At 58.1% G+C, this 26,112-nt stretch carries 23 protein-coding genes and 1 tRNA gene; 8 read left to right on the forward strand and 16 right to left on the reverse strand.

The window, feature by feature from the left end; genetic code table 11:
- Nucleotides 1–26: 26 nt before the first annotated feature.
- The gene (locus LA304_RS00515) at nt 27–1,346 is read right to left on the reverse strand and encodes a dicarboxylate/amino acid:cation symporter (protein WP_224501160.1); all 1,320 of its coding nucleotides are present in this window, start codon (nt 1,344–1,346) and stop codon (nt 27–29) included.
- A gap of 206 nt (nt 1,347–1,552) precedes the next feature.
- Here LA304_RS00515 and aroC point away from each other — a divergent pair, with 206 nt between their 5' ends.
- Together aroC and LA304_RS00525 are read left to right on the forward strand one after the other, a co-directional pair.
- Nucleotides 1,553–2,653, forward strand: a complete 1,101-nt coding sequence (aroC, locus tag LA304_RS00520; protein WP_224501161.1) for a chorismate synthase — start codon at nt 1,553–1,555, stop codon at nt 2,651–2,653.
- Nucleotides 2,646–3,599 (forward strand): AEC family transporter, encoded by a 954-nt coding sequence (locus tag LA304_RS00525; protein ID WP_224501162.1) that lies wholly within the window; start codon nt 2,646–2,648, stop codon nt 3,597–3,599. The genes aroC and LA304_RS00525 overlap by 8 nt, the downstream gene beginning before the upstream one ends.
- Nucleotides 3,600–3,602: 3 nt before the next feature.
- Here LA304_RS00525 and LA304_RS00530 read toward each other — a convergent pair whose 3' ends face one another.
- The 3 genes from LA304_RS00530 to LA304_RS00540 form a co-directional block, all read right to left on the reverse strand.
- Nucleotides 3,603–4,466 (reverse strand): DMT family transporter, encoded by an 864-nt coding sequence (locus LA304_RS00530; RefSeq protein WP_224501163.1) that lies wholly within the window; start codon nt 4,464–4,466, stop codon nt 3,603–3,605.
- Nucleotides 4,467–4,545: 79 nt separating this feature from the next.
- Complete coding sequence (locus LA304_RS00535; protein ID WP_224501164.1) at nt 4,546–4,833, reverse strand: HU family DNA-binding protein; 288 nt, start codon at nt 4,831–4,833, stop codon at nt 4,546–4,548.
- Nucleotides 4,834–4,965: 132 nt separating this feature from the next.
- The gene (locus LA304_RS00540) at nt 4,966–6,450 is read right to left on the reverse strand and encodes an AMP nucleosidase (protein WP_224501165.1); all 1,485 of its coding nucleotides are present in this window, start codon (nt 6,448–6,450) and stop codon (nt 4,966–4,968) included.
- Nucleotides 6,451–6,592: 142 nt separating this feature from the next.
- On the opposite strand from LA304_RS00540, the gene LA304_RS00545 reads away from it, so the two are divergent.
- On the forward strand, nt 6,593–7,459 hold the full coding sequence (locus LA304_RS00545; RefSeq protein ID WP_224501166.1) for an SDR family oxidoreductase: 867 nt from the start codon (nt 6,593–6,595) through the stop codon (nt 7,457–7,459).
- 62 nt (nt 7,460–7,521) lie between these two features.
- The gene (locus LA304_RS00550) at nt 7,522–8,118 is read left to right on the forward strand and encodes an exopolysaccharide biosynthesis protein (RefSeq protein ID WP_224501167.1); all 597 of its coding nucleotides are present in this window, start codon (nt 7,522–7,524) and stop codon (nt 8,116–8,118) included.
- Here the strand turns inward: LA304_RS00550 and dxs are convergent.
- The 5 genes from dxs to LA304_RS00575 all read right to left on the reverse strand — a co-directional run bounded on the left by dxs (nt 8,115) and on the right by LA304_RS00575 (nt 12,456).
- Nucleotides 8,115–10,046 (reverse strand): 1-deoxy-D-xylulose-5-phosphate synthase, encoded by a 1,932-nt coding sequence (dxs, locus tag LA304_RS00555; RefSeq protein ID WP_224501168.1) that lies wholly within the window; start codon nt 10,044–10,046, stop codon nt 8,115–8,117. The two genes, LA304_RS00550 and dxs, sit on opposite strands and share 4 nt — an antisense overlap.
- Nucleotides 10,047–10,060: 14 nt before the next feature.
- Nucleotides 10,061–10,927 (reverse strand): polyprenyl synthetase family protein, encoded by an 867-nt coding sequence (locus LA304_RS00560; protein WP_224501169.1) that lies wholly within the window; start codon nt 10,925–10,927, stop codon nt 10,061–10,063.
- Nucleotides 10,927–11,169, reverse strand: a complete 243-nt coding sequence (locus LA304_RS00565) for an exodeoxyribonuclease VII small subunit (RefSeq protein ID WP_224501170.1) — start codon at nt 11,167–11,169, stop codon at nt 10,927–10,929. Before LA304_RS00565 ends, LA304_RS00560 begins: the two co-directional genes overlap by 1 nt.
- 73 nt (nt 11,170–11,242) lie before the next feature.
- Nucleotides 11,243–11,941, reverse strand: coding sequence for a response regulator (locus tag LA304_RS00570; protein ID WP_224501171.1), 699 nt, complete (start codon nt 11,939–11,941; stop codon nt 11,243–11,245).
- A gap of 2 nt (nt 11,942–11,943) precedes the next feature.
- Nucleotides 11,944–12,456, reverse strand: a complete 513-nt coding sequence (locus LA304_RS00575) for a MarR family winged helix-turn-helix transcriptional regulator (RefSeq protein WP_224501172.1) — start codon at nt 12,454–12,456, stop codon at nt 11,944–11,946.
- A 170-nt stretch (nt 12,457–12,626) separates the two neighbouring features.
- On the opposite strand from LA304_RS00575, the gene LA304_RS00580 reads away from it, so the two are divergent.
- Nucleotides 12,627–13,496 (forward strand): branched-chain amino acid aminotransferase, encoded by an 870-nt coding sequence (locus LA304_RS00580; protein ID WP_224501173.1) that lies wholly within the window; start codon nt 12,627–12,629, stop codon nt 13,494–13,496.
- 63 nt (nt 13,497–13,559) lie between these two features.
- Nucleotides 13,560–14,057 carry a hypothetical protein gene (locus LA304_RS00585; protein WP_224501174.1) on the forward strand — a complete coding sequence of 166 codons (498 nt, stop codon included), beginning with the start codon at nt 13,560–13,562 and terminating at the stop codon, nt 14,055–14,057.
- A gap of 15 nt (nt 14,058–14,072) precedes the next feature.
- On the opposite strand, the gene LA304_RS00590 is transcribed toward LA304_RS00585, so the two are convergent.
- The 6 genes from LA304_RS00590 to LA304_RS00615 form a co-directional block, all read right to left on the reverse strand.
- Entirely contained in the window at nt 14,073–14,990 is a 918-nt protein-coding gene (locus tag LA304_RS00590) for a DMT family transporter (protein ID WP_224501175.1), read from the reverse strand.
- A 39-nt stretch (nt 14,991–15,029) separates the two neighbouring features.
- Nucleotides 15,030–16,070: a tRNA epoxyqueuosine(34) reductase QueG gene (gene queG, locus LA304_RS00595; protein WP_224501176.1), complete on the reverse strand. Its 1,041-nt coding sequence runs from the start codon at nt 16,068–16,070 to the stop codon at nt 15,030–15,032.
- An 83-nt stretch (nt 16,071–16,153) separates the two neighbouring features.
- A complete protein-coding gene (gene fzlA, locus LA304_RS00600) occupies nt 16,154–16,819 on the reverse strand; it encodes an FtsZ-binding protein FzlA (protein ID WP_224501177.1) in 666 nt (221 codons plus the stop codon).
- Nucleotides 16,820–16,867: 48 nt separating this feature from the next.
- Nucleotides 16,868–17,584, reverse strand: coding sequence for a monofunctional biosynthetic peptidoglycan transglycosylase (gene mtgA, locus LA304_RS00605; RefSeq protein ID WP_396022163.1), 717 nt, complete (start codon nt 17,582–17,584; stop codon nt 16,868–16,870).
- 104 nt (nt 17,585–17,688) lie between these two features.
- On the reverse strand, nt 17,689–22,224 hold the full coding sequence (gene gltB / locus LA304_RS00610; protein WP_224501179.1) for a glutamate synthase large subunit: 4,536 nt from the start codon (nt 22,222–22,224) through the stop codon (nt 17,689–17,691).
- 57 nt (nt 22,225–22,281) lie between these two features.
- Nucleotides 22,282–23,715, reverse strand: coding sequence for an NAD(P)-dependent oxidoreductase (locus tag LA304_RS00615; RefSeq protein ID WP_224501180.1), 1,434 nt, complete (start codon nt 23,713–23,715; stop codon nt 22,282–22,284).
- Nucleotides 23,716–23,944: 229 nt separating this feature from the next.
- Here LA304_RS00615 and LA304_RS00620 point away from each other — a divergent pair, with 229 nt between their 5' ends.
- A complete protein-coding gene (locus LA304_RS00620) occupies nt 23,945–24,748 on the forward strand; it encodes an undecaprenyl-diphosphate phosphatase (protein WP_224501181.1) in 804 nt (267 codons plus the stop codon).
- A gap of 50 nt (nt 24,749–24,798) precedes the next feature.
- Here the strand turns inward: LA304_RS00620 and LA304_RS00625 are convergent, their stop codons facing one another.
- Nucleotides 24,799–25,782: a complex I NDUFA9 subunit family protein gene (locus LA304_RS00625; RefSeq protein WP_224501182.1), complete on the reverse strand. Its 984-nt coding sequence runs from the start codon at nt 25,780–25,782 to the stop codon at nt 24,799–24,801.
- 145 nt (nt 25,783–25,927) lie between these two features.
- Between LA304_RS00625 and LA304_RS00630 the strand changes: the two genes are divergently transcribed.
- Nucleotides 25,928–26,014: transfer RNA gene (locus tag LA304_RS00630), tRNA-Leu, on the forward strand.
- The last annotated feature ends 98 nt before the right edge of the window (nt 26,015–26,112 follow it).

Below are 26,112 nucleotides of genomic sequence, written 5' to 3' on the forward strand. Positions count from 1 at the left end.
CCCCGAAAAACACGGGGGGCGAGGGATTAGTGCTTGTGGGCTGCAACGGCGAGTTCGGCTTCTGCGGCTTCGTCGATGTGAATGTCATCATCTGTCAGAACGCCCGCATCCGGATCCGAGAAGATCGCGAGATCAATTTTGCCTTCGCCTTTCGCAACGATGGTGGTCACGACAGCGTCGCCCGTGATGTTCACGGCGGTACGGATCATATCCATCAACCGGTCGACCCCGAGAATTAGGGCAATCCCCTCAATCGGCAGACCAACCTGACCGAGCACCATGGTGAGCATGACAAGGCCAACACCTGGCACACCCGCCGTCCCGATGGAGGCGAGAACTGCCATTGCGATCACGGTGAGATAGCCCACGAGTCCAAGTTCGATACCGTAGACATTCGCGAGGAACACAGTCGCAACACCCTGCATAATCGCGGTCCCGTCCATATTGATCGTCGCGCCAAACGGCACACAGAACGACGCCACGGAGTTATCAACACCCATCCGCTCAGTCACCGAGCGCAGGGTGACCGGAATGGTCGCATTCGAGGATGCGGTCGAAAACGCAAACATTTGCGCGGGGCGAATCTTGGCCATGAAGGTGAAAGGGTTGAGACCCGTTAGCAGCTTGAGCATCAGCATCAGCGTGACAAAGAGGTGCAGGAGCAAAGCGCCTGTGAGGGTAAAGACATAGGCCAGAACCGGAATGAACAGTTCGATCCCCTGTTCTGTGAATGTCTTTGTAATCAGACAGAAAACACCAATGGGGGCGGCGGACATGACGATGGTCACGATCTTCATCATCACCTCGTTCATGTATTCGCAGCCTTCCACAAACCCTTTAGAACGGCTCCCGAGCATCAGCACGGCCACGCCAAGGACGATGGTGTAGAAGATGATCTGGAGCATTTCGCCGCTCGCAAACGCGGCTATCGGGTTCGTCGGTACAATCGCCGCAAACACGTTCCAGACGGTCGGCGCGGCCTTTCCTTCGATCCCGCCGACCTCAACGCCCGTCATGTCAAAGCCCTTACCCGGCCCGATAATGAGCGCGAGCATGATGGCGACGCCGATCGCGAGCGCGGTTGTCGCGAGGTAGAGGCCGAAACTTTTGCCCCCCACACGCCCGAGCAGACGAATGTCACCAATCCCCGTCACCCCAGTCAGCAGGGAAAAGAACACGAGCGGCACAACAAGCATCTTAAGCGCGTTGACAAACATCTTGCCGATCATGCCGAAAAGGCCGCCGACGATGTGCGTGTTGATGAACGCGCTATCGATCATGTTGAAGATTACGCCGAGGATCACACCCGCGACCATCCCGATCATAATTTTCACAGTAAGGGACATTTTTTTCTCGCCCATATCCGGGCCCGGAGTCGTGTCAGTTGCAGTCATTTTCAAATTCCACTTCTCTATTTGTCCCTCAACTCTCTCACGAATCCCGAATTTTCCCAAATTTCGCCCCGCCGCAGTCGCGCGAAACTCCTCGAACACGCACTGTTTGCTCAAAGATGTAACATCGGATAAAGCAGAGGAAATTTGAGGAGTCCCCGATGAGCATGAACACTTTCGGACATCTTTTCCGCTTCACCACCTGGGGTGAGAGCCATGGCCCCGCCTTGGGCGCCACGATTGACGGCTGCCCTCCGGGCATCGAAATCTCCGAAGAGATGCTTCAGGTCTGGCTCGACAAGCGCAAGCCGGGCACCTCGAAATTCACGACGCAACGCCGTGAACCGGATCAGGTCGAGATTCTCTCGGGTGTGTTTGAAGGCAAGACCACCGGCACGCCCATCCAGCTCATGATCCGAAACACGGACCAGCGTTCAAAAGACTATGGCGAGATTGCAGAGGCCTTCCGCCCGGGTCACGCCGACATCACCTATTGGCAGAAATACGGGATTCGCGACTATCGCGGTGGCGGACGCTCCTCCGCCCGCGAAACAGCCGCTCGTGTGGCGGCAGGCGGTATCGCCCGCGCTGTTCTGGCTCAACTGGTGCCGGATCTGAAAATCACCGGCTACATGACGCAGATCGGTCCGCACGGGATCGAAGGTCCACGCGATATGGCCGAGATCAATAACAACCCGTTCTGGGTCCCCTCCGCTGCTACGGCAGAGACTTGGGCCGACTACCTCAACGGCATCCGCAAAAGCGGCTCCTCTGTTGGCGCCATCTGCGAAGTCACTGCAGAGGGCGTTCCCGCGGGTCTCGGCGCACCAATCTATGCGAAGCTCGACACGGACCTCGCAGCGGCGATGATGTCGATCAACGCGGTCAAAGGCGTCGAGATTGGCGAAGGCATGAACGCGGCCTGCCTGACGGGCGAAGAAAACGCAGATGAGATGCGCATGGGACCGAACGGCCCAGAATACGGCTCAAACCGCGCCGGTGGCATCCTTGGCGGCATTTCGACAGGCCAGGACGTGGTTGTCCGCTTTGCGGTGAAACCGACATCCTCCATCCTCACACCGCGCAAGACCGTGACGAAATCGGGCAAAGACACCGATCTCATCACGAAGGGTCGCCATGACCCCTGTGTCGGCATTCGCGCTGTCCCCGTCGGTGAAGCCATGATGGCCTGTGTCATTCTCGACCATCTCCTGCTGCATCGCGGACAAGTCGGTGAAGGAACCCGAGGAAAAATTGGCTGACTTCGTCACGATTCTGGGCATCACGTTCCCCATTTTCGCGCTGATTGCCCTTGGGTTCACACTGGTCTCGAAAGGCGTGTTCAATCGCGCCGCACTCGACGTGTTCAGTTTCTGGGTGATGAACATCGCGCTGCCGTCGCTGATCTTTGCGGCTATTGCGTCACGGTCGATCTCGACCGTATTCCATCCAAATTACCTCATTCTCTATGCCGGAACGGCGCTCATCCCGATGGCCGTCGCCTTTCTGTGGTTTTCGCGGCAATCCGACCCGTTGCGGCGCGCCGTGGCCGTCATGGTCTCTGCCTGCCCGAACACCGGCTTTATCGGCTCGTCGATCTTTCTTCTCGTGATACCCGAACAGGCTGGGGTTGCACTTGCGCTCAATCTGCTTGTCGAAAACATCCTTTTGGTGCCTCTGTCGCTCGTTCTGTTTGAACTGGCCCGCAACGGCGAAGACACCGGACACACGCTGCGCCAACGCTTGATGCAGGTGTTCATCGGTCTCGCGCGTCGTCCCCTAATGATTGCAATTGTGATGGGGCTCGTATTTTCCGCCCTCGGCGCCCCTCTGCCAGAGGCCGGATTGCAGTTTTTCAAACTGCTTGGAGCCTCGGCACCCGCCATCGCGCTTTTTGTGATTGGGGGTTCTTTGGTTGGGCAGTCCTTTGACGGAAACCTGCCTTTGGCCGCTCAATTGGGGATGATCAAGCTTGCGGTCATGCCCTTGGCCGCGATCGGGTTGATCCTACTGTTCGGCCAGTTTGGGGTCGAATTGGAGCCGGATTTGTTCAAGGCGCTCCTCATCACCTCAGCCCTACCCACCATGGCGTTGGCCGCCGTTTTTGCCCAAGAGGTCGGGCGCGGCACGTTTGCCTCGCTCGCGATCCTGCTGAACACGCTGGGCGCGTTTATCTCGCTCAATCTGGTGCTGTATTTCGTCTTGTAGAGATTAACGCGCTTTGGACATCTGAACGGCGAGTATGCCGACCATGATGGTCAGAACGCCCGCGACGTCCCAAATGCCGACGGTCTCCCCGAGCAGAGCTGCCGCAATCGCGACACCAAAGAACGGGTTGAGAAAGTGGAATGCGGAGGCTTTCACGGTGCCGATCCGTTCGACAAGTTTGAACCAAATCCACGTTGCCATAAGGCCAGGCACAAAGGTGGTGTACAACATGGCCCAAACGAGTTTGGCGGAGAACACCATCTCATAGGTGTCGATTACTGGAGAAAGAGCGGCGAGGACAATTGCGCCCACAAAGCTCTGCACCCCGACGACCATGAGAACATTGCCTCCTGCACCTGTCGTCCGCACCGCCAAAGTCGCAACGGCAAGCGCAACTGTCCCGATGACACACATAAGAACCCCCACAAGGTCACTGCCCGCCGACAGGCGCGTGCCCATGATCACGAGGACGCCTACAAAACCGATCACAAGACCGATCAGGGCAAGAGGTTTGGGGACCTCTTTGAGCACGAGGACGGAGAGTGCCGCCACCACGAGCGGCATGGAGGACGCGAGCACAGAGGCGAGAGACGCCTCGACAGAACGCATCGCGAGGAAATAGAGACCGAGATAGGCCGCGTTTTGGCATAGGCCAAAGATGATGATGCCCTTCCACTGCGCCCTGCTGAAATTCCACGACTGGCCGAGCGCCTTTGCGATCAGGACACCCGCAGTGCCAGTCAGGAGAAACCGGACAGCTAGGGACGCAAGCGCCGGAGCGTCTGCGACGATAATCCGCGCCGAGGTAAAGGCCGATGACCACATCAGGACAAATGCGACTCCCATCACGATCGCTTTGAAATCCATATCCGCTCCCGCTCACAGCATCCAAAAACGCGAAAGGGCCGCGACCAGCGCGACCCTCCCGTTCAAAGCGTGTATAGGCTTAGCCGTTGACGCTGTCTTTGAGCGCTTTTGCAATGGTCATTTTCACGACCTTGTCAGCGTCTTTCTTCATCATGTCGCCGGTCTGCGGGTTGCGGACCATGCGCTCCGGACGCTCACGGCAATAGATTTTGCCAACGCCCGGAAGGGTCACAGCGCCACCAGCGGAAACTTCGCGGGTGATGAGAGCAGTAACAGCCTCGAGAGCGCTACCTGCGGATTTTTTATCGGTGCCCATTTCTTCGGCCAGTGCAGCGATCAGTTGGGTCTTCGTCATCGGTTTCGACATGTCTGTATACTCCTCGTATTCCCCCATGGTTTAGGGGGTTATTGCGCATTTTTAAGCGAATATTGAGAGGACGCACAACGGCTAGTGTCGCAAACGCGGGCTTTTTCACGCATTTTGAGCAAAAAATGTGGCTTATAGGAAAGCCGTCTCCTCAAACGACCGCAATTTCCGGCTGTGAATGCGCTCGATCGGCATCTCGCGGAGGATTTCCATTGCACGTATTCCGATCTTCAAATGTCTCGAAACCTGCGATTTGTAGAAATCTGAGGCCATTCCGGGGAGCTTCAGTTCACCATGAAGCGGCTTATCCGAGACACACAGAAGCGTGCCGTAGGGCACACGGAACCGGAAGCCGTTCGCCGCAATCGTCGCGCTTTCCATGTCGAGTGCAATCGCCCGTGATTGCGAGAGACGCTGCACCGGACCCGACTGATCACGCAGTTCCCAGTTTCGGTTGTCGATGGTCGCCACAGTACCCGTCCGCATGATCCGCTTGAGGTCATAACCTTCGAGTTCGGTCACCTCTTCCACCGCGTCTTCGAGCGAAGTTTGAATTTCAGCGAGCGCCGGAATCGGCACCCAAACCGGCAGGTCGTCATCAAGGACGTGATCCTCGCGTAGATAGGCGTGGGCCAGAACGAAGTCGCCCAAGCGCTGGGAATTCCTCAGACCCGCGCAGTGCCCGACCATGATCCACGCATGAGGGCGAAGAACAGCAATGTGGTCCGTGGCCGTTTTCGCATTCGACGGCCCCACCCCGATATTCACGAGGGTGATCCCCGACCCGTCTGCACGTTTGAGGTGATAGGTCGGCATTTGCGGCATTTTGGCCGAGGCTGGAATTTCTGCGTCCGCATCGAAAATCTCGACATTCCCGGTGGAGACAAAACTCGTATAGCCACTCGCGGGATCAGCGAGCATCGCGCGGGCGTAGGCTTCGAACTCGGAGACGTAGAACTGGTAGTTGGTGAACAACACGTGGTTCTGGAAGTGGCTCGCATCCGTCGCCGTGTAGTGGGACAGCCGCGCCAGCGAGTAATCAATACGCTGCGCCGTGAAGGGCGCGAGAGCGTGCGATCCGTCCGTGTGCAGATAGTCGAATCCGTTGACGATATCGTCGTGCGTCGTCGAGAGGTCTGGCACATCAAAGACGTCGCGCAGCGGATAAGACAACGCGCCTTCCTGCGGCACGGTGATCTCTTCGTTATAGGCCACAGCAAAGTGGATCGGCATCGGCGTCTTCGACGGACCGATCAGAACCTCGACACCGTGGTTGCGCACGATCTGCTTGATCTGCTGGCGCAGGTAGTTCCGGAAAAGATCAGGCCGCGTGATCGTCGTCGAATAGGTTCCGGGCTTAGCCACGTGACCAAAGGACAGCCGGCTATCCATCGTCGCATAGGACGTCGTTTCGACCCGAATCTCCGGGTAAAAGGCCCGATAGCGGGACTCTGGCTGCACACCTTCGGCCACCGCAGAGAATTTGTCGGTCAGGAATGAACAGGCTTCGTCATAGAGCTCTTCGAGATATGCGACGGCCTTCGCTGGGTCCGAGAAAAGTTTCGGCTCACGTGCTGGGGGCGTTTCCAAGCTCAGGCTCTTCGATGTGCTGTTCATTTCTTTTCCTTTTTGTCCGTTCCGCCCTAGCTAGGGCGATACCGTTTACACTTGTAATTCGACTTGGGCCTCGTCACTCAGTTGAGACTAAGTCAAAGACGGACGCAAGCGCTCCTGCCCCTACGACATGGAAGGTTCACACATGACACAGAAAACTCTCTTCTCGTTTGGACATGGATATAGCGCACAGGCGCTCGCCCGCCTCCTCGTGCCCGAAGGATGGACCATCTACGGGACGACCCGAAATCCAGAGAAGGCAGAACAGTTCAAAGCCGACGGTGTGATCCCCGTAATCCTCGGAGTAGACCCGATTCCGGCTAAATTCGGCGCTGCGACGCATTTGTTGATGTCTGCAGCACCAAGTGAAGATGGCGATCCGTTGCTCCGTGAATATTTTGACGAACTGGTCAGCGCGGCGCCCAATCTTGAGTGGGTCGGGTATCTGTCGACCACCGGTGTCTATGGCGACCATGGCGGCGATTGGGTGGATGAGAACACGCCCCTCACCCCTGCCACCAAGCGTGGCCAGATGCGTGTCGCGGCCGAAACTCAGTGGACAAAGGCCGCCGAAGACCTCGGTTTTCCGCTTTCTATCTTCCGCCTCGCGGGGATTTACGGCCCCGGCCGCGGCCCATTTGCGAAGGTTCGGTCAGGCTCCGCTCGCCGGATCATCAAAGAGGGACAAATCTTTTCCCGCACACATGTCGAAGATATTGCGCGTGTGCTAGAGGCCTCCGTGAAGCAGCCCGAAAAGGCCGGCATCTACAATGTCTGCGACGACCTCCCCGTCCCGCCGCAAGACGTCATCGGCTATGCCGCCGAACTGCTCGGCCTCCCTTTGCCGCCCGAAGAACCTTTTGAGACCGCCGATATGACCCCAATGGCGCGGAGCTTCTACGCAGAGAGCAAGAAGGTGCGGAATGACCGCATCAAGGATGTGCTGGGCGTCACCCTGCTCTATCCGGACTACAAGACAGGTCTGAAAGCACTTCTGGCGCTGGAGCCGTAGTCGCGCGAACTGAACCTTTTTGCTCCTTTATGCGTTGGTGAAGAACCATGAAGGGACAGGACATGAACGAACCACGCTCTGTGAACGACATTTTGCGCGCCATTGAGGCTGCGCAGGATGATCAGGTTGGCCGTGTGTCCGTCGACGCGATCTTTGACGAAATCGGTCACGCGTCCTTTGCGCCTGCGGTCCTTGTGCCCGCCCTCATCCTAGTGTCGCCAATCTCCGGCATCCCCGGTTTTCCGACCTTCGGTGCGATCATCATCTTTCTCTTCGCGTTTCAGGCGGTACTCGGCACGGACCATCTCTGGTTACCAGAGTTCATCCGCCGCCGACATTTACCGTCCGAGAAGGTGCAAAAAGCGCTCGATTGGCTCGAGAAACCCGCAAACTGGATCGACGAGCGCACGGAAACGCGCCTCTCATTCCTCGCGAAGCGCCCGTGGCATCGGCTGACCTATCTATTGATGGTGCTGATCGCGATCACCATTCCGGCACTGGAACTGTTGCCCTTGGTCACGTCAGCCGCTTGCACCGCGATCAGTCTCATGGCGCTCGGCCTTATGGTGCGAGACGGACTTCTGGTCCTGCTCGGCTATCTCTCAATCGGGGCATTTGCAGGGCTGGTAATCGTGTTGAGCCAGCAGATTGCGGCTTAGGCCCGCTTGCTCGACAGGTCCGCGACACCGAGGGTCGTGAGCACCTTCGTCTCGATGTCAGACGCGCTCAGTGCGGCCACTTTGTACATCGCGTCAGGGCTCGCGTGGTCAATGAAGGTATCCGGCAGAGTCATCATGCGGAATTTCAGACCGTTATCGAACAGCCCCTCATTTGCGAGGAAGTCGGCCACATGCGACCCGAACCCACCGATAGAGCCCTCTTCGAGTGTGATCAGCGCCTCATGCTGGCTCGCGAGGTCGCGAATCAAATCGTGATCCAGCGGCTTGGCAAAGCGCGCATCCGCAACAGTGCAGGAAATGCCCTTCGCATTCAGGTTCTCGGCGGCTTTGAGAGCATGTTCGAGACGCGTGCCAAAAGACAGAAGCGCAACGCGCGTGCCCTCCATCACCACACGGCCCTTACCGATTTCGAGGACTTCGCCCCGCTCAGGCATCTGAACGCCAACGCCCTCACCGCGCGGATAGCGGAAGGCGATCGGGCCATCATCATAGGCCACGGAGGTCGCGACCATGTGCTTGAGTTCGGCTTCATCCGCGGCGGCCATCACGACCATTCCCGGCAGGTTGGCCATAAATGCGATGTCAAACGCACCCGCGTGCGTCGCGCCGTCGGCCCCAACGAGACCCGCACGGTCAATCGCGAAGCGGACAGGCAGACGCTGAATCGCAACGTCGTGGACAACTTGGTCATACCCGCGCTGAAGAAAGGTCGAATACATCGCACAGAACGGCTTCATCCCGCCCGCAGCCAAACCCGCGCTAAATGTCACGCCGTGCTGCTCCGCAATACCGACGTCAAAACAGCGCGACGGGAAGCGTTCGGCGAAGAGATCAAGGCCCGTCCCATCCGGCATCGCGGCGGTCACAGCAACGATCTTGTCATCCGTCTCGGCCTCTTGCAGGAGGCTCTTGGCAAACACAGAGGTGTAGGACGGCGCATTGGACTTCGCCTTCTTCTGTTCACCCGTTTGCACGTTGAACTTCGCGGTAGCGTGCCCCTTGTCCGGACGGCCCTCAGCGGGTGCGTAACCTTTGCCCTTTTGCGTGATCGCATGGATCAGGATCGGGCCAGTCGAGCGCGCTTTGACGGTGCGCAGAACGCTCAGCAACTGGTCCATGTCGTGCCCGTCAATCGGACCAACATAGGAGAAGCCGAGCTCTTCGAACAGCGTGCCACCGATCGTCATGCCCTTAAGCATTTCCTTGGCACGTTTTGCACCCTCTTGGAAAGGGTGCGGGAGAAGCGAAACCGCGCCCTTCGCGGCGGCTTTCAGTTCCTGATACGGAGCACCGGAATAGAGGCGAGTCAGGTAGGACGAGAGCGCCCCCGTGGGCGGCGCAATCGACATTTCATTGTCGTTGAGGATCACGATCAGGCGCTTACCGAGGTGGCCGGCATTGTTCATCGCCTCGAACGCCATGCCCGCCGACATGGACCCGTCGCCGATCACCGCAATCGCATCGCCGATCCCGTGCTCCGGCGCACCACCCAGATCGCGCGCCACGGCAAAACCGAGCGCGGCAGAGATAGACGTCGAACTATGCCCTGCCCCAAACGGATCAAACGGGCTCTCGGACCGCTTGGTGAAACCGGACAGACCGCCCTCCATCCGCAGGGTGCGGATGCGATCACGGCGACCGGTCAGAATTTTGTGCGGATAACACTGGTGCGACACGTCCCAGATGAGCCGATCTTTCGGCGTATCGAACACCGCGTGCAGCGCGACGGTCAGTTCCACGACGCCGAGACCAGCCCCCAAATGCCCGCCCGTTTCGGAAACAGCAGAAATCACCTCTTGGCGCAGTTCATGCGCGAGGCGTTTCAGGTCCGCATCAGAGAGCGTCTTCATGTCCGCAGGGACATTGACGCGATCGAGCGTGGGCGTGGCTGGACGATGATCAGACATAGCGTCTCGCTTTCTCAGGTTTCTCGCGAGATAACGAAGCGGGCGACATCTCGCAAGGGTTCCGCCCGTGTTCCAAAGGGGGACAATGCGGCGCAGGCTTCATCCACGAGATCTTGCGCACGTGCTTTCGCGGCGTCCAACCCCAGCAGAGAAACAAAGGTCGCTTTGCCCGCGTCCGCGTCTTTCCCGACGGCTTTGCCGGTCTTCGTCACATCGCCCTCTACATCCAAGATGTCATCCTGAATCTGAAAGGCAAGTCCGAGCGCCTTGGCATAGGCCGCGAGCGGCGCTGTATCCGCCTCCGCCATCCGTGGCCCAGCACAGGCCGACCATTCAATCAGCGCGCCGGTTTTCTTGTTCTGAAGGAGGGTAATTTCCGCCAAATCAAGCGGCGTGGCCGCCGTCTCGGCCGCGATGTCGAGAGCTTGGCCCAAGACCATCCCCTGAACGCCCGAAGACTGCGCCAACGTGCGCATCAATTCGACCCGAACACCGCTCGAAACGTCGAATTCGGGGCGGGTCAAGAGGTCAAACGACAGGGTCTGAAGCGCATCTCCGACGAGGACCGCCGTGGCCTCATCCCAGCGCTTGTGCACCGTCGGCTGGCCGCGTCGCAGGTCGTCGTCATCCATGCAGGGAAGATCATCGTGTACGAGGCTATAGGCATGGAGCGCCTCAATGGAAGCCGCCGCCCAAACGGAGGTTTTCGCAGAAACGCCATAGAGCGCCGCGCCCTCCATCACGAGAAACGCGCGCAGCCGCTTGCCACCATTGAGCGCATACCGCATCCCCTCTTCGACGGGGAGAGAGCCCAACGGCGCAAATACCGTCTCGAAACAGGCGGTCACAGCCGCCTTGCACCGCGCCAGGTCGTCTTGCATCAGAGGCCTTCGGTTTTTGTCGTGCCGGCAGCCTGCCCGTCGGGGCCGATGGTAATCTTCTCGACCTTCTCCTCGGCTTCCTTGAGCTTGGCTTCGCAATGCGCCTTCAACTTGGCCCCGCGTTCATAGAGCGTGATGCTGTCTTCCAGCGCCACGTCCCCGCGTTCCAGCTTGCTGACGACCTGATCGAGCTCGGTCATGGCCTGTTCAAAGGACATGTCTTCGACCTTATTCTCGCTCATTTCACGGCTCCCGTTTGTTACTGGACCTGCATATAGGAAAGTCGGGGGGAATGACCAGTTCCCCTGTGCCACATCATTCCGGCGTGAGCATATATCCTGCGCCACGGACGGTCTGCAGATACCTAGGTTGGCGCGGGTCATCTTCGATCTTGCGGCGCAAGCGCGTGATCTGGACGTCAACAGCGCGCTCCTGTGCCTGACCGCCATCCCGCCCAAGACGCTCCACGAGTTGGGCACGGGTGAACGGCTCGCCCGGATCGGAAACGAAAATCTTCATGAGCTGCGACTCGGTTCCCGTCAGGCGCACGACCTCTTCACCCTCCCAAAGCTCACCGCGTTCCGTGTCATAGCGGAATTTTCCGAGATGGAGGAATTTGGGACCGACCTCTTCGGGTTCGATTTGTGGCATCCGGCGCAATACGGCGTTGATCCGCAGGAGGAGTTCTTTCGGCTCAAATGGTTTCGACAGATAGTCATCTGCCCCGGCCTCAAGACCTTTGATCCGGTCTTCGGTTTCGCCCTTCGCCGTGAGCAACATGATCGGCGTGGAGATGGTTTTACGCAGATCTTGCGTAAGGCTGATCCCGTCCTCTCCCGGCATCATCACATCGAGCACGATCATGTCGAACTCCAGCCCAGCCAAGAGACGACGCGCATGGGCCGCATCGCGTGCGGCTGTGACACAAAACCCGTGCCGGATCAGAAACTTTTGTAACAACCCCCTGATCCGCGCATCGTCATCAACGATCAGCAGATGGATTTCACCGCTCAAGCCTACTCCTCCTTCACCGACATGGCGTTGAAATGAACGACTTGATCCGGGTCCATCATTGCCTCCAGAACTTTCCGGAACCCGGCGACCGCTTCATGCCCCGCCTCGCGGTAGGCCGCACGCATCCGCGCGCGTTGAGCTTCGGATAATTCCGCCTCCAATGCCTTGCCGCTCTCGGTAAGATAGAGATGTCTTTCTCGTTTGTCTTGTGTGCCAACACGACTTTCGACAAGACCGTCCTCAATCAGTGCGCGGAGCACACGGTTCAGCGATTGTTTGGTCACACCTAGGATGCTGAGCAGGTTGTTCACATTTGTGCCAGGCGTACGCCCGATGAAGTGAACTGCACGGTGATGCGCCCGACCGTATCCGTATTTCTCCAGAATGCGGTCCGGGTCTGCAGTAAAGCCGCGATAGGCGAAAAACATCGCCTCAATCCCTTTGCGAAGCTGCTCATCCGTCAGAAAAAGCAGGGCTTCTCCGCCGCTACCGCCACCTGCCTTGTTCTCCGCCATAGTCCGCCCTGTCTTCGCCTGCGTTCAAACTCCGACCACTTTAAGTCAGTGTTATTGACATTCCAAGATTGAATTGATAGCGAAACCAGGATTTCGCGCAACAATACTCCCCCTTACAATTCGATGGCGCAATTTCCTGATAAGGGGAGCAAAAGCATGAGGAGGTTTTCATGACCGGAAGCTACGAAGATCGCGACGGTAAAATCTGGATGGATGGCGAACTCGTCGACTGGCGCGACGCGAAAGTCCATATCCTTACTCACGCCATGCACTATGCCTCCTCCGTGTTCGAAGGCGAACGTTGCTACAACGGCAAAATCTTCAAATCCGTCGAGCACTCCGAACGCCTGCTAAAATCCGGCGAACTTCTCGACATGCCGATCCCCTACACCGTCGAGGAAATCGAGAAGGCGAAATATGACATGCTCGCTGCCAACGGCTGGACCGACGCCTACGTGCGCGTGATCGCATGGCGCAGCGCTGGCGAGGACATGGGTGTTGCCGCCAATCGCAACCCTGTCCGCATGGCTGTCGCTGGCTGGGAATGGGGCGCCTACTATGGCGACGCCAAGACCAAAGGCGCGAAACTAGACATCGCGAAATGGAAGCGCCCGTCTCCGGAAACTATCCCGACGTCTGCCAAGGCCGCCGGACTCTATATGATCTGCACCATGTCCAAGCACGCTGCCGAGGCAAAAGGCTGTTCCGATGCTCTGTTCATGGACTACCGCGGCTACGTGGCCGAGGCGACCGGCGCGAACATCTTCTTCGTCAAAGACGGCGAAGTGCACACTCCGATCCCAGACGCGATCCTGAACGGCATCACCCGCCAGACCGTCATTGGCATGCTCAAAGACAAAGGCATCAACGTCGTTGAACGCCGCATCAGCCCTGAAGAACTTGAAGGGTTCGAGCAGTGCTTCCTCACCGGCACAGCCGCAGAAGTCACGCCGGTTGGCCAGATCGGCGACTACATGTTCGAGGTCGGCGCGCTCACCCGCGAAATCTCCGAGGATTACGAGAAACTCGTCCGGAGCTGATCTTAACTCCAAACTAAGAGCTTCCTGCCAATGTGCGCTCAGGCAATTGGCGGGAGGCACCCGATGGTCAGTAAAAAAGACTCCATCCTTATCGGTCTTCTCACGATCTTCATCGTGACACCGGCGGTCATGTCCCTCATTGCCTACCTGATCACCGGCAACCCATCGCTCCGCCCGCTTGGCATCACCTTCGAGCGCCTGATCGAAGCCGGACAAATCAACGACAAAAGCGCCATTATCGCGCTCGTCGAGATCGGCACAGAGGCAGAGAGCGCCTCTCCCCAGTCCGAATACAAAGCCGCCCTTGAGATTACATTCTCCCGTTTGGAGACCGATGTTCAGGTGCAATTCCGAACCATCAAAGGCAGCAGGGCTGTGAACATTACCTACATTGTCGGGGAAAGCAGGATTGGCCCATTTCCCGCGAACCGAGCAGCCGAGGGCGTGATCGCCGCGACCGAGGCCGCGCGCATGGTCGTCGCCCAACGGCAGGCGATCATCCTCGAAGAAACCCGTCGCGAAGAGTATCGGCGCGGCTTCTGGTACCGGATCCTAGAGTAGAGACACCCGCACTCGTTAAAGCGCATCCGCTTTCTTGCGTCGCGACGCACTCAACCCGAGCGCCCTCTCCCGCAAAATGATCGCGACCCCAGCCGAAATCACAATGAGTGCCCCGATGAGCATCGGGATTGTCGGTGTATCGCCAAAGACCACATACCCGATCACCAAGGCAAAGATCATCGACGCATAGTCAAACGGCGCGAGGAGAGATGCATCCGCATAGCGATAGCAGGACGTCAAAAACACCTGAGCAACGCCTCCGATCAAACCTCCAAGTATCAAGTAAAGCGCGACTTCCATCGAGGGGAGCACCCACGGCGTAAAGGGAATCGTCAAAAGCCCGGCAACAGTGCAGGACATGGAGAACCAGAAGACAATCGACGTGGTCGACTCCGTCTTGACCATATTACGCACATGCAACTGAACGATTGCAGCAAGACACGCACCACCAAGCGCAACCATCGCCCCCAATTGCTCTCTCGGGTCAGGGGCGCCGTTAAACACAGTGATCCGCGGCATCATTACGATGACCACGCCGACCAGACCTGCAAAGACCGCAGAAAACCGGAACAGTCGGACATCCTCACCCGCGAACATTGCGGCGAAGATGACCAGAAGCAGAGGCGCCGCATATCCGATAACGGTCGCCTCGGGCAGAGGCAGCAACGCAAGAGCGAAGAAGTTCAAAAACATCGCGCTCGCCCCGATCATCCCGCGCCAAACGTGGCCCATAGGTGATCTGACTTTGAGCCCGGTGCGAAACTCCCCGCGACGGGCGAGCCAGATAAAAATCACCGGCAACGCAAAAAAGGATCGAAAAAAGACCGCCTCCCCCGGTGGCACCTCATCACTCGCCGCCTTAATCAGCGCCGCCATTACAACGAAGCACATCACTGAACCAAGTTTCAGGGCAATGCCGCGAAAAGGATCCATCCGCTACTCTCCAAATCGTCTGGGAACGCGGGACAAATCTCACAGTTTTGTAAGACGGGCAACGGCCCAACGTGCGGCATCTCGCACTGTAGCGTCGGCATCATCGCACAGCCCGCGCGCAACCTCACAAAGTGCTTCGGAACCCGAATTTCCGATCGCATAGAGGACATTGCGAACGAACCTATCCCGCCCGATCCGCTTGATCGGAGAGCCCGAAAACTTCGTCCGAAACGCCGCATCATCAAGCTGCCCCAACTCCGCAAGGGGCGGATCAATCAAATCCTCCCGCGCGGCGAGCCGGATGTCCCGCGTCTCTGCCGCGAACTTGTTCCACGGGCAGGCCGCGAGGCAATCATCACACCCATAAATCCGGTTCCCGAGCTTTTCACGCAACTCGACATCAACAGGCCCGTGATGCTCGATCGTCAGATAGGAGACACAGCGTCGCGCATCGATCTGGAAGGGGGCCGGAAAGGCATCGGTCGGACACGCATCCAGGCAGGAACGACACGACCCGCAATTCTCCCGTGCAGAATCATCAGGCTCGAACGCGTGGGTCGTGAAAATCGCCCCGAGGAAAAACCAGTTCCCCAAATCACGCGACAAAAGATTGGTGTGCTTCCCCTGCCACCCAAGCCCCGCCTTCGCGGCCAAGGGCTTCTCCATGACCGGAGCCGTATCGACGAAAACCTTAATTTCCGTCTCCGGTCCGGCCTGCTCAATCAGCCACCGCCCGAGCCGCTTGAGCCGCTTCTTAACGATGTCATGATAATCCCGATTGCGTGCATAGACCGAAATTGCGCCGTGTTCGGGTCTATTTATGAGCGCCATAGGGTCAACATCCGGCGTATAAGTCTCCGCCAGCATGATGACGGACTTCGCCTCGGGCCAGAGCGCGGTCGGGTCCCCCCGCCACGACATTCGCTCTTCCATCCATGACATCTGCCCATGCCGCCCCTCGCCGACAAAGGCCTCGAGCCGATCCATCACACCGGGCAAATCAGGACGTGCAAATCCGGCCTTGGAAAACCCCTCTTCCAAAGCCCGCGCGCGCACGACTTCCTTATCCAAACCGGGCACAGTCGCCCCCTTCTTTTGTCCGGAAATATCCTCGGGGGGAATTGCCCGAAGGGCAAGGGGGGCAGACAGCCCCCGAACACCCCTTAAAAATCGAGATCAGTGTAATGGGCTGGAGGGGGAAAACTCGCCACCTGATCCGCGAGAAGAGACCGGAACGCCGGACGCGATTTGATTTTCGCATACCAGTCCTTCACCACGTCATGACGGTTCCAGTCCACATCGGACGTATAATCCAGAGACGACAAATGCGCCGCCGCTGCAAAGTCTGCGAGGCTCATCTGATCCCCGGCAAGCCACCGACGCCGGTCGAGCAGCCACGCCATATAGTCGAGATGGTATTTTATCGCCTTCGCACCCGACTTCACATTCGCAGCCACGGGATAGCCCGTTTTCATCAGCTTCCGGTTAACCCGCTCGTAAAGCAGTTTCGACGTCACCTCATGGTGGAACTTGTCATCGAACCACGCAACGAGGCGACGCACTTCATACCGCCCCTCCGGATCCTGCGGCATGAGCGGGGGCGTGGGATAGCGTTCTTCGAGATACTCACAGATCGGCGAACTTTCCGAGAGGTTCATGTCGTCAATCCGCAAAACCGGCACCTTGCCCGCTGGGTTGCGGCGCATGAAATCGGCGTCCTGCTCCCAGTAGCGCTCTTCCACCAATTCCACTTCGATCTTCTTCTCGGCGAGACACAGACGCACTTTGCGACAGAAGGGGGAAAGGGGGACATGGTATAGTCGGATCATTCTCACTACTCGCGTTTTTGTCCTAATTGCCGCATGGCAGAACACAGTTCAATCCTCGAAACAGGCAGCGCGGCCGTCACGCTCGATTGTCGCGGCCCCATCCATCACTTCGGCAGCTCTCCGCCGAACGAACGGGCCAGGTTTGCCCGCGTCACGATCTTTGGGCGCGGGCAAAACAGCCGCGAGTTGCCCGGCTTGCCGCGCAGTGAGCTCTTCCGGTCCCACTCCGAAGTAGTGGCGCGCCGCCGCCTCCGCCCCGAAAATCCCTGCGTCGAATTCCGCGATGTTCAGATAGACCTCGAGAATGCGCTTTTTGCTCCAAGTGAGCTCCACCACAGGCGTGATCAGAGCCTCAAGTGCCTTTCGCGGCCAGCTCCGACCATGCCAGAGAAACGTGTTCTTCACAGTCTGTTGCGAAATTGTCGACGCCCCGCGCGAACCGCCATCAGAGATCGCATCGCGGATTGCATCCATATCGAACCCCCAGTGAAGGCAGAAATTTGCGTCTTCGGCGGCGACCGCAGAGCGGGCGAGATGCGGAGACATCTGATCAATCGGCGTCCACCGGTAGTCAACGCTCTCACCGCGCCGCATCGATTCCGCGAGCATGTAGGGCGTCGCGGGGACGGGGATCACAGAATACAGAAGGATCCACGCAAAGAACAAGACAACGACTGCGGCGCCGAACTGCATGACGCGGCGCATCACTCGGCGAAACAATCCGCGTTGTTTTGTCTTTGGGGTGCTCTTGGTCTTCTTTGCCATGGGCATGAGGAACCATGTGGCACATGGTGAGGTCAAGCCTCTGCGTTCCCTCAAAGAAAAAGCCCCCGGTTTCCCGAGGGCTTTTCAATTCTTTCAGGCGTAGATCATTCCGCCGGAATAGCGCCTTTTTCGAGGCTGAGAGGCGCCGGCAAATGCACGAGCATCTCTTTCGGGCAGATCTGGAGGAAGTTGCCTTTCTCCTCTTCCCAATGATCAAGGATCGCTTTCGCTTTGATCGAGTGCGTCTCTTTCGCGTGACGTTCGACCAGGTCCTTCAGCTCGTTCTCCCAGTGATCCACACCGACAGTGCAGGTCACGAGGGTTTCCGGGTTGATCAGGTTGGAGGCAACGCCTTCCGGATCGTAGAGGTAGGCCATACCGCCCGTCATACCTGCGCCAAAGTTGGCGCCGATCGATCCGAGGATGACAGCCACACCGCCGGTCATATATTCACAACCGTTGGAGCCACAGCCCTCGATCACGACTTTCGCACCGGAGTTCCGCACTGCGAAACGCTCACCTGCACGGCCTGCGGCGAACAGATAGCCATCCGTCGCACCGTATAGCACGGTGTTGCCGATGATCGTATTCTCGGCAGCTTCAAGCGGCGAGTGCATCGGAGGACGCACGACCACAGTGCCACCGGAGAGGCCCTTGCCGACATAGTCGTTGGCGTCACCGGAGACTTCGATCTTCAGGCCCGGAGCCGCAAATGCACCGAGGGACTGACCTGCGGAGCCCGTCAGTTTGACGGTCAGGTGGTCCGGCTGGAGATCGTTCCGCATGCCGAAGTTCTGCACGATGTGCGAAGAGGTGCGCGTCCCGATGGTGCGGAGCGTGTTCTGCACCGCGTAGGACAGTTGCATCTTCTCGCCGTCGTTCAGGAAGCGCGCTGCATCAGACACAATCTGCGCATCGAGCGTATCCGGAACCGCATTACGCGGCTTGGAGCGGTCGTAGACGATCTTGTCTGCGCCATCGACGGAGATAAGAAGCGGGTTCAGATCGAGATCGTCGAGGTGCGCGGAGCCACGGGAGACCTGCGTGAGCAGGTCAGCGCGACCGATCACCTCATCGAGCGAACGAGCACCGAGTTGCGCGAGCAGTTCACGCACTTCCTGTGCGTAGAAGGTGATCAGGTTGACCACTTTGTCCGCGTTGCCGGAGAACTTTGCACGGAGGCTGTCGTCTTGAGTACAGACGCCCACCGGACAGGTGTTCGACTGACACTGACGCACCATGATACAGCCCATAGCGATCAGTGCAGCGGTGCCGATGCCGTATTCCTCGGCACCCATCATCGCAGCCATGACGATGTCACGACCGGTGCGCAGACCACCGTCCGTGCGGAGCGTCACGCGATCACGCAGGTTGTTCATTGCGAGAACCTGATGCGCCTCGGTGAGGCCCATCTCCCACGGAAGACCCGCGAATTTGATCGAGGTCGCCGGAGATGCGCCCGTGCCACCGTTGTGACCGGAGATCAGGATGATGTCCGCTTTCGCCTTCGCAACACCGGCTGCAATCGTGCCGACACCGGAGGAGGCCACCAGTTTCACGGTGACTTTTGCCTTCGGGTTGATCTGCTTGAGGTCGTAGATCAGCTGGGCAAGATCTTCGATCGAGTAGATGTCGTGGTGCGGCGGCGGCGAGATCAGGGTCACACCTTTGGTGGAGTGACGCAGCTTCGCAATCAGGTCGGTAACCTTCATGCCCGGAAGCTGACCGCCCTCACCCGGCTTGGCACCCTGAGCGACTTTGATCTCGAGCTCTTCACAGTGCAGGAGATATTCAGCCGTCACACCAAAGCGACCGGAAGCCACCTGTTTGATCTTCGCAGAAGCGTTGTCGCCATTCGGTTCCGGCGTGAAGTCATCGGGGCTCTCGCCACCTTCACCGGAGTCCGATTTCGCGCCGATGCGGTTCATGGCGATGGACAGTGTGCGGTGTGCTTCCGGAGAGAGCGCACCGAGGGACATGCCCGGCGTCACGAAACGCTTGCGGATCGAGGTGATGGATTCCACTTCCTCAATCGGAACCGGCTTGCCAATGGCTTTGAAGTCCAGAAGGTCACGCAAGTGGATCGGCGGCATCGCCCGCATTTTCGCGGAGTACTGCTTCCACATCTCGTAGGATGCACGATCACAGGCCGATTGCAGCATGTGCATCGACTGCGCTTCCCACGCGTGGGTCTCGCCGGACTTGCGGGCTTTGTAGAAACCACCGATCGGGAGCGTGTTGCCACCGAGCCAGCCCTGCTTGTGCACGGCTTCGAGTTTCTTCTGGATGCCGTTCACACCGATTCCGGAGATACGGGAGTGCATGCCCGGGAAGAACTCGGCGACCATCGCGCGGGACAGACCCACAGCCTCGAAGTTCAGACCACCACGGTAGGAGGAAATCACAGAGATCCCCATCTTCGCCATGATCTTGAGCAGGCCAGCATCGACAGAGGCGCGGTAACGGGCCACGGCCTCGGTCAGCGTCATGTCGAGAAGACCACGTTCGATACGGTCGGCGAGGCTGTCCTCGGCGAGGTAGGCGTTCACGATGGTTGCGCCACAGCCGATCAGAACCGCGAAATAATGCGGGTCGATACATTCGGCAGAGCGAACACCCAGCGAGCAGAACGTGCGGAGGCCCTTGCGGGTCAGCCAGCTGTGCACAGCAGACGTCGCGAGGATCATCGGCATGGCAACGCGATCTTCGCCCTGAGCCTGATCGGTCAGGATGATGTGACCACCACCGGAACGCACAGCTTCCTCAGCCTCTGCGCGGATACGGTCAAGACCCTCGCGCAATGCGGTTTCGCCACCGTTCACAGGGAACGTACAGTCGATTTCCGTCATCGGAGCGTTGAAGTGCTCTTTGAGTTTCTCGAACTGAGCATTGCCGACAAACGGGCTCTCGAGCACGAGAATCTCGGTCTGCGAGCTGTCTTCGTCGAGCACGTTCTTGAGGTTCCCGAAACGCGTTTTCAGGCTCATCACGCGGTATTCGCGCAGGGAGTCGATCGGCGGGTTGGTCACCTGAGAGAAGTTCTGGCGGAAGAAGTGCGACAGCGGGCGGTATTTCTCGGAGAGAACCGCAGACGGCGTGTCGTCACCCATAGAGGCGAGCGCTTCTTTGCCATCCTCGGCCATTGGCGCGAGAATTTGCTCAAGCTCTTCAATCGTGTAACCGGCTGCAATCTGACGCTTTTTCAGCTCGGCGCCCTTGTAGAGAACCGTTTCCGTCAGACCCGTTAGTTCGTCGTCGAGATCGTTGATCTTGCCAACCCACTCGCCGAACGGCTGGGAATTCGCGAGACGGTCTTTGATGTCGACGTCGTGGTAGAGTTTGCCCTCTGCCATATCGACAGCAAGAAGCTGCCCCGGACCGAGCGCGCCTTTTTCAACAACGGTGGCTTCATCAGTCGGCACCATGCCAACTTCGGACCCCGCGATCACGAGACCGTCGCCAGTCACAACGTAACGCATCGGGCGCAGGCCGTTCCGGTCGAGACCGGCGCAAACCCAACGACCATCGGTCATCGCAAGAGCAGCCGGACCATCCCACGGCTCCATCACGGAGTTCACGTAGGAATACATGTCGCGCCATGCCTGCGGGAGTTCTTCGGCGTTTTTGGACCAAGCTTCCGGCACCAGCATCGTTTTCGCCATCGGGGCGGAACGACCGGCGCGCACGAGCACCTCGAACACAGCGTCGAGCGCTGCGGAGTCGGAGGAGCCCTGCGGGATGATCGGTTTGATGTCTTCAGCCATCTCGCCAAACGTGGAGGACGCCATACGAATTTCGTGCGACTTCATCCAGTTGGTGTTGCCTTTGATCGTGTTGATCTCACCGTTGTGTGCGAGCATGCGGAACGGCTGGGCGAGCCACCACTGCGGGAAGGTGTTGGTGGAGTAACGCTGGTGATAGATAGCGAAAGCGGACTCGAAGCGCTCGTCCTGAAGGTCAGGGTAGAACTCAGCGACCTGCTCGGCGAGCATCATGCCTTTGTAGATGATGGAGCGGCAAGACAGCGAACAGATGTAGAGCTGGCCAACACCAGCAGCTTGCGCAGCTTTCTCGATACGGCGGCGGATGACGTAGAGCTCACGCTCAAACGTCTCTTCGTCTACACCTTTGGAGTTGGACAGAAGAATCTGTTCGATCTCCGGACGCGTGGAGTTTGCCTTGTCGCCGAGGCACTCGGTATTCACCGGAACGTGGCGCCAACCGTAGATGTAGTAGCCCATACGCAGGACTTCGGTCTCGACGATCGTGCGGCAGGCTTCCTGTGCGCCGAAATCGGTGCGCGGGAGGAAGATCTGACCCACAGCGAGCAATTCGCCCTGACGCGACTCGTGGCCAGTGCGACGGATTTGGTCACCGAAGAAGTGGTGCGGGATTTGCACGTGAATGCCTGCGCCGTCGCCGGTTTTACCGTCGGCATCGACAGCACCACGGTGCCAGATCGCTTTCAGTGCCGTAATGCCGTTCTCTACGACTTTACGGGATTTGGTTCCGTCCACAGAAACGACGAGACCCACACCACAGGAGGAGTGTTCGTCATCTTCGCGGAACAGCGAATGTTCGGACATCCACTCGCGTTTTGCGGCCTCTTTGGCGGCCCAGCTTTGATCAAACTTGGTCATGTTCGGTACCTTTCGATAAAGGCGGAGGGAACCTCTTCCCTCCTTTAAGACATTGAATTACTCGGCGGCGACGGAGGCGGACTGATCGAGGTATTCGATCATCGCATCAGCAGCTTCGCGACCGTCACGGATGGCCCAAACGACCAGCGACGCACCACGCTGGATATCGCCACAGGCGTAAACGCCATCGAGCGAGGTCGCGTGGCTCTTGAAGTCGGCCATGACGGTGCCCCAACGGGTCACTTCGAGACCTTCGGTGCCCCAGAGCGTCGGAAGATCTTCCGGCTCGAACCCGAGCGCCTTGATCACGAGGTCAGCTTCTTCGACGTAATCGGCACCCTCAATGATCTCCGGCGACTGACGACCGGACGCATCCGGCGCGCCGAGGCGCATCTTTTGAACCATCACACCGTTGACCGGATCACCGGTGAAGCCCTTCGGCGCGGTGAGCCAGACGAATTCGACACCTTCTTCCTCTGCGTTCTGCGTTTCACGCTGGGAACCCGGCATGTTGGCGCGGTCGCGGCGGTAGAGACATTTCACAGAGGTTGCACCCTGACGGATCGCGGTGCGCACACAGTCCATCGCGGTGTCACCGCCGCCGATCACAACGACCTTCTTGCCGTTGGCATTCAGTTCGCCGTTCTCATATTCCTCAACGGTGTCGCCGAAGGACACTTTGTTGGAGCATGTAAGGTAATCGATTGCACGCACGATACCTTCGGCGCCAGAACCAGGGCCTTTGAGATCGCGGGATTTGTAGACACCGGTCGCGATCAGCACGCTGTCATGCTTGCCGCGGATCGCGTCGAACGTGATGTCCTCGCCCACGTTGCAGTTCAGAACGAACTCGACGCCGGAGTCTTCGAGTTGCTTTACGCGACGCAGAACGATGTCTTTCTCGAGCTTGAAGCCCGGGATGCCGTACATCATGAGACCACCAGCTCGATCAGAACGCTCGTATACGGTGACTTTGAAACCCGCACGGCGCAGGCGGTCAGCAGCAGCAAGGCCACCCGGACCGGACCCGATGATGCCGATGCTTTCGTCACGCTCGACTGCCGGCGTAAACGTTTCGACCCAGCCCTGTTCCCAGGCCGTGTCGGTAATGTATTTCTCGACAGAACCGATGGTCACGGTGCCGTGGCCGGACTGTTCGATCACACAATTGCCTTCGCAGAGACGGTCCTGAGGGCAAATGCGGCCACAGATTTCAGGGAACGTGTTGGTCGCCTGAGAAATCTCATACGCTTCTTTCAGACGGCCAGTCGCGGTGAGGCGCAGCCAATCCGGAATGTTGTTATGAAGCGGGCAATGCGTGTGGCAGTAAGGCACCCCACACTGCGAACAGCGCGATGCCTGCTCTTCCGCTTTCGCCTCGACGAACTCGCCATAGATTTCCAGAAAATCCTCTTTGCGATCTTCTGCGCTCCGCTTGGTCGGCATATCCCTGCCCACGGTCACGAATTTGAGCATCGGCTCTTTCGCCATGACACAACATCTCCGAAGGTTGGTGGTAAAAATTTCGCCCTGTGTATAGAGTCTCAAACCAAAAGAAAAGTCAGAAGTGCTGTCGTATTTTGGAGAAATTTTTACCGATCTGGTAAAATCACAATGCAAAGCACAAAAATTAGGTCAGCAACAATTACCCAATTGCAGCCTTCTTATTGATTTCAAAAGAGTTTAGGGTAACGCAAACCTTAGAAGGACCATAGCTCCCATGAGCCTCATCTACTTGCTAATTGTTGCTATTGTTCAGGGGATTACCGAATTCCTCCCAGTTTCCTCCTCCGGCCACCTGATTCTCCTTCCTTATTTTCTAGGCACACAGGACCAGGGGCAAGCAATTGATGTCGCGGTTCACGTCGGGACGCTCGGCGCAGTGATCCTGTACTTCTGGAAAGATGTGAAGGTTGGCCTCCTCGGACTGCCGCGGCTCATGACCGGAAAGACGGACACACCCGGCTCCAAACTCGCCTTCCTTCTCGTTGTTGCGACCATTCCTGTGATCGTCATCGGCCTCGCCCTGAAAGTCACAGGTATTTCGGACGCGTTGCGTTCGCCTGTGGTGATCGGCTGGACGATGCTGATTTTCGGGATCGTGCTCTACTGGTTCGATCAAAAATCTCCCGCGGAAAAAGTCGAAACCGAGTGGAACCTCAAGGACGCCATCAAGCTCGGGCTTTGGCAGGCTGTCGCGCTCATTCCTGGCACCTCACGCTCCGGCATTACGATCACGGGCGCACGCGCGCTCGGCTACACGCGTCAGGACGGCGCAAAGATCGCAATGCTCATGTCGATCCCGACGATCCTCGCATCCGGCGTGCTACTCGGCGCTGAAGTTGTCGGGGATGCCGATTGGGCGATGCTCAAAGATGCCGCGATTGGCGCTGTCTTTGCATTCGGCGCAGCCCTGCTCGCCCTGACGCTGATGATGCGCTTACTGCGATCCGTGAGTTTTACGCCCTACGTGATCTATCGCGTGATCCTCGGGATCATCCTGATCGCCACATCCTACGCATAAAAAAACGCGCCCATTGAGGCGCGTTTCTTATTTCGCTGAAAAGCATGACCTCAGATTTTGAGGTTCTTCGCGCTTTCGCGGATCGCGTCATACTGACCACCATCGCGATAGACCCAAAGGTAATCCGGAAGCACAGCGCGCAAGGCGGTCGGCTGGATGTCCAGATCGGACAGGGTTTTCACGCCATCGGTCACGACATTGTCGGATTTGAGGTTCTTGACCTGATCGCGCGTCAGGACGCCATTGTGGAAAAGCCCAACCGTGACCTTCTCAATAACAGTGAACGCAGTCGCCATGATATTCCCAACCCAGAACGGCAGCGACAGGATCAGGCGGCGACGGTGAATGACGTCGAGCATCTCCTGCATCAACTCACGGAATGTCAGCACATCCGGACCGCCGAGTTCGTAGATGCCTGCCTCAGCCTCACCAAGAACGCCTTTGACAGCTGCGAGAGCAACGTCATCAACGTAAACGGGCTGAAATTTGGTCTGCGCGCCAACAACCGGTAGCACAACAGATTGAGCTGCCATCTTGCCGAAGCGATTGAAGAAGTCATCTTCCGGCCCAAAGATCACCGACGGGCGGAGAATCACGGCGTTCGGGAAAGATGCGAGCACTTGCTCCTCACCTTCCGCCTTCGTGCGTGCGTAAACCGACTCAGAGTCTTTGTCGGCACCCAGAGCGGAAAGCTGAACCAGACTCTCAACACCCTCTTCCGCAGCGATCCGTGCGATTCGCGCGGCGCCTTCGGACTGAATAGCTTCGAACGAGTTCTTGCCACGTTCGGTCAAAACGCCCACGCAGTTCACGACGGCATCCGCGCCCTGCATCACTGCACGCACGCTGTCATCATCGCGAATATTGCAGAAAACAGGCTCTACCTGACCCACCGCGCCATACGGCTTGACGTAAAGTGCCTCATTCGGACGACGGACAGCAACACGAACGCGCCACCCCTCTTTCGCCATACGACGAGCGATATACCGCCCGACAAAGCCAGCGCCGCCATAGATGGTGACCAATTTCGTCATCTGCATCTCCAATGCCAAAGTATCGCGTTTGGTTTAGCTTTTAGGGCAGAATTCGACAAGAGACCATAAGCCTACGCAAAAAGGTTTAAAATCGTCGTTGACAGTCACGCAACAGAGCATTACATCGCGGCCTCACGACATCTGTGCCCAGATGGCGGAATTGGTAGACGCGCTAGCTTCAGGTGCTAGTGTCCGTATGGACGTGGAGGTTCGAGTCCTCTTCTGGGCACCATTATCCCCCTTATATCCCGAAGAAACCTAACAGAAACTGGGCTTCCCTCAGTTTATCATGTTCAGTTCCGCTGTTCCGTAGCGTCTCCAGGATCGAGT

Source organism: Celeribacter litoreus, assembly GCF_020165855.1.
Taxonomy (GTDB): Bacteria; Pseudomonadota; Alphaproteobacteria; order Rhodobacterales; family Rhodobacteraceae; genus Celeribacter; species Celeribacter litoreus.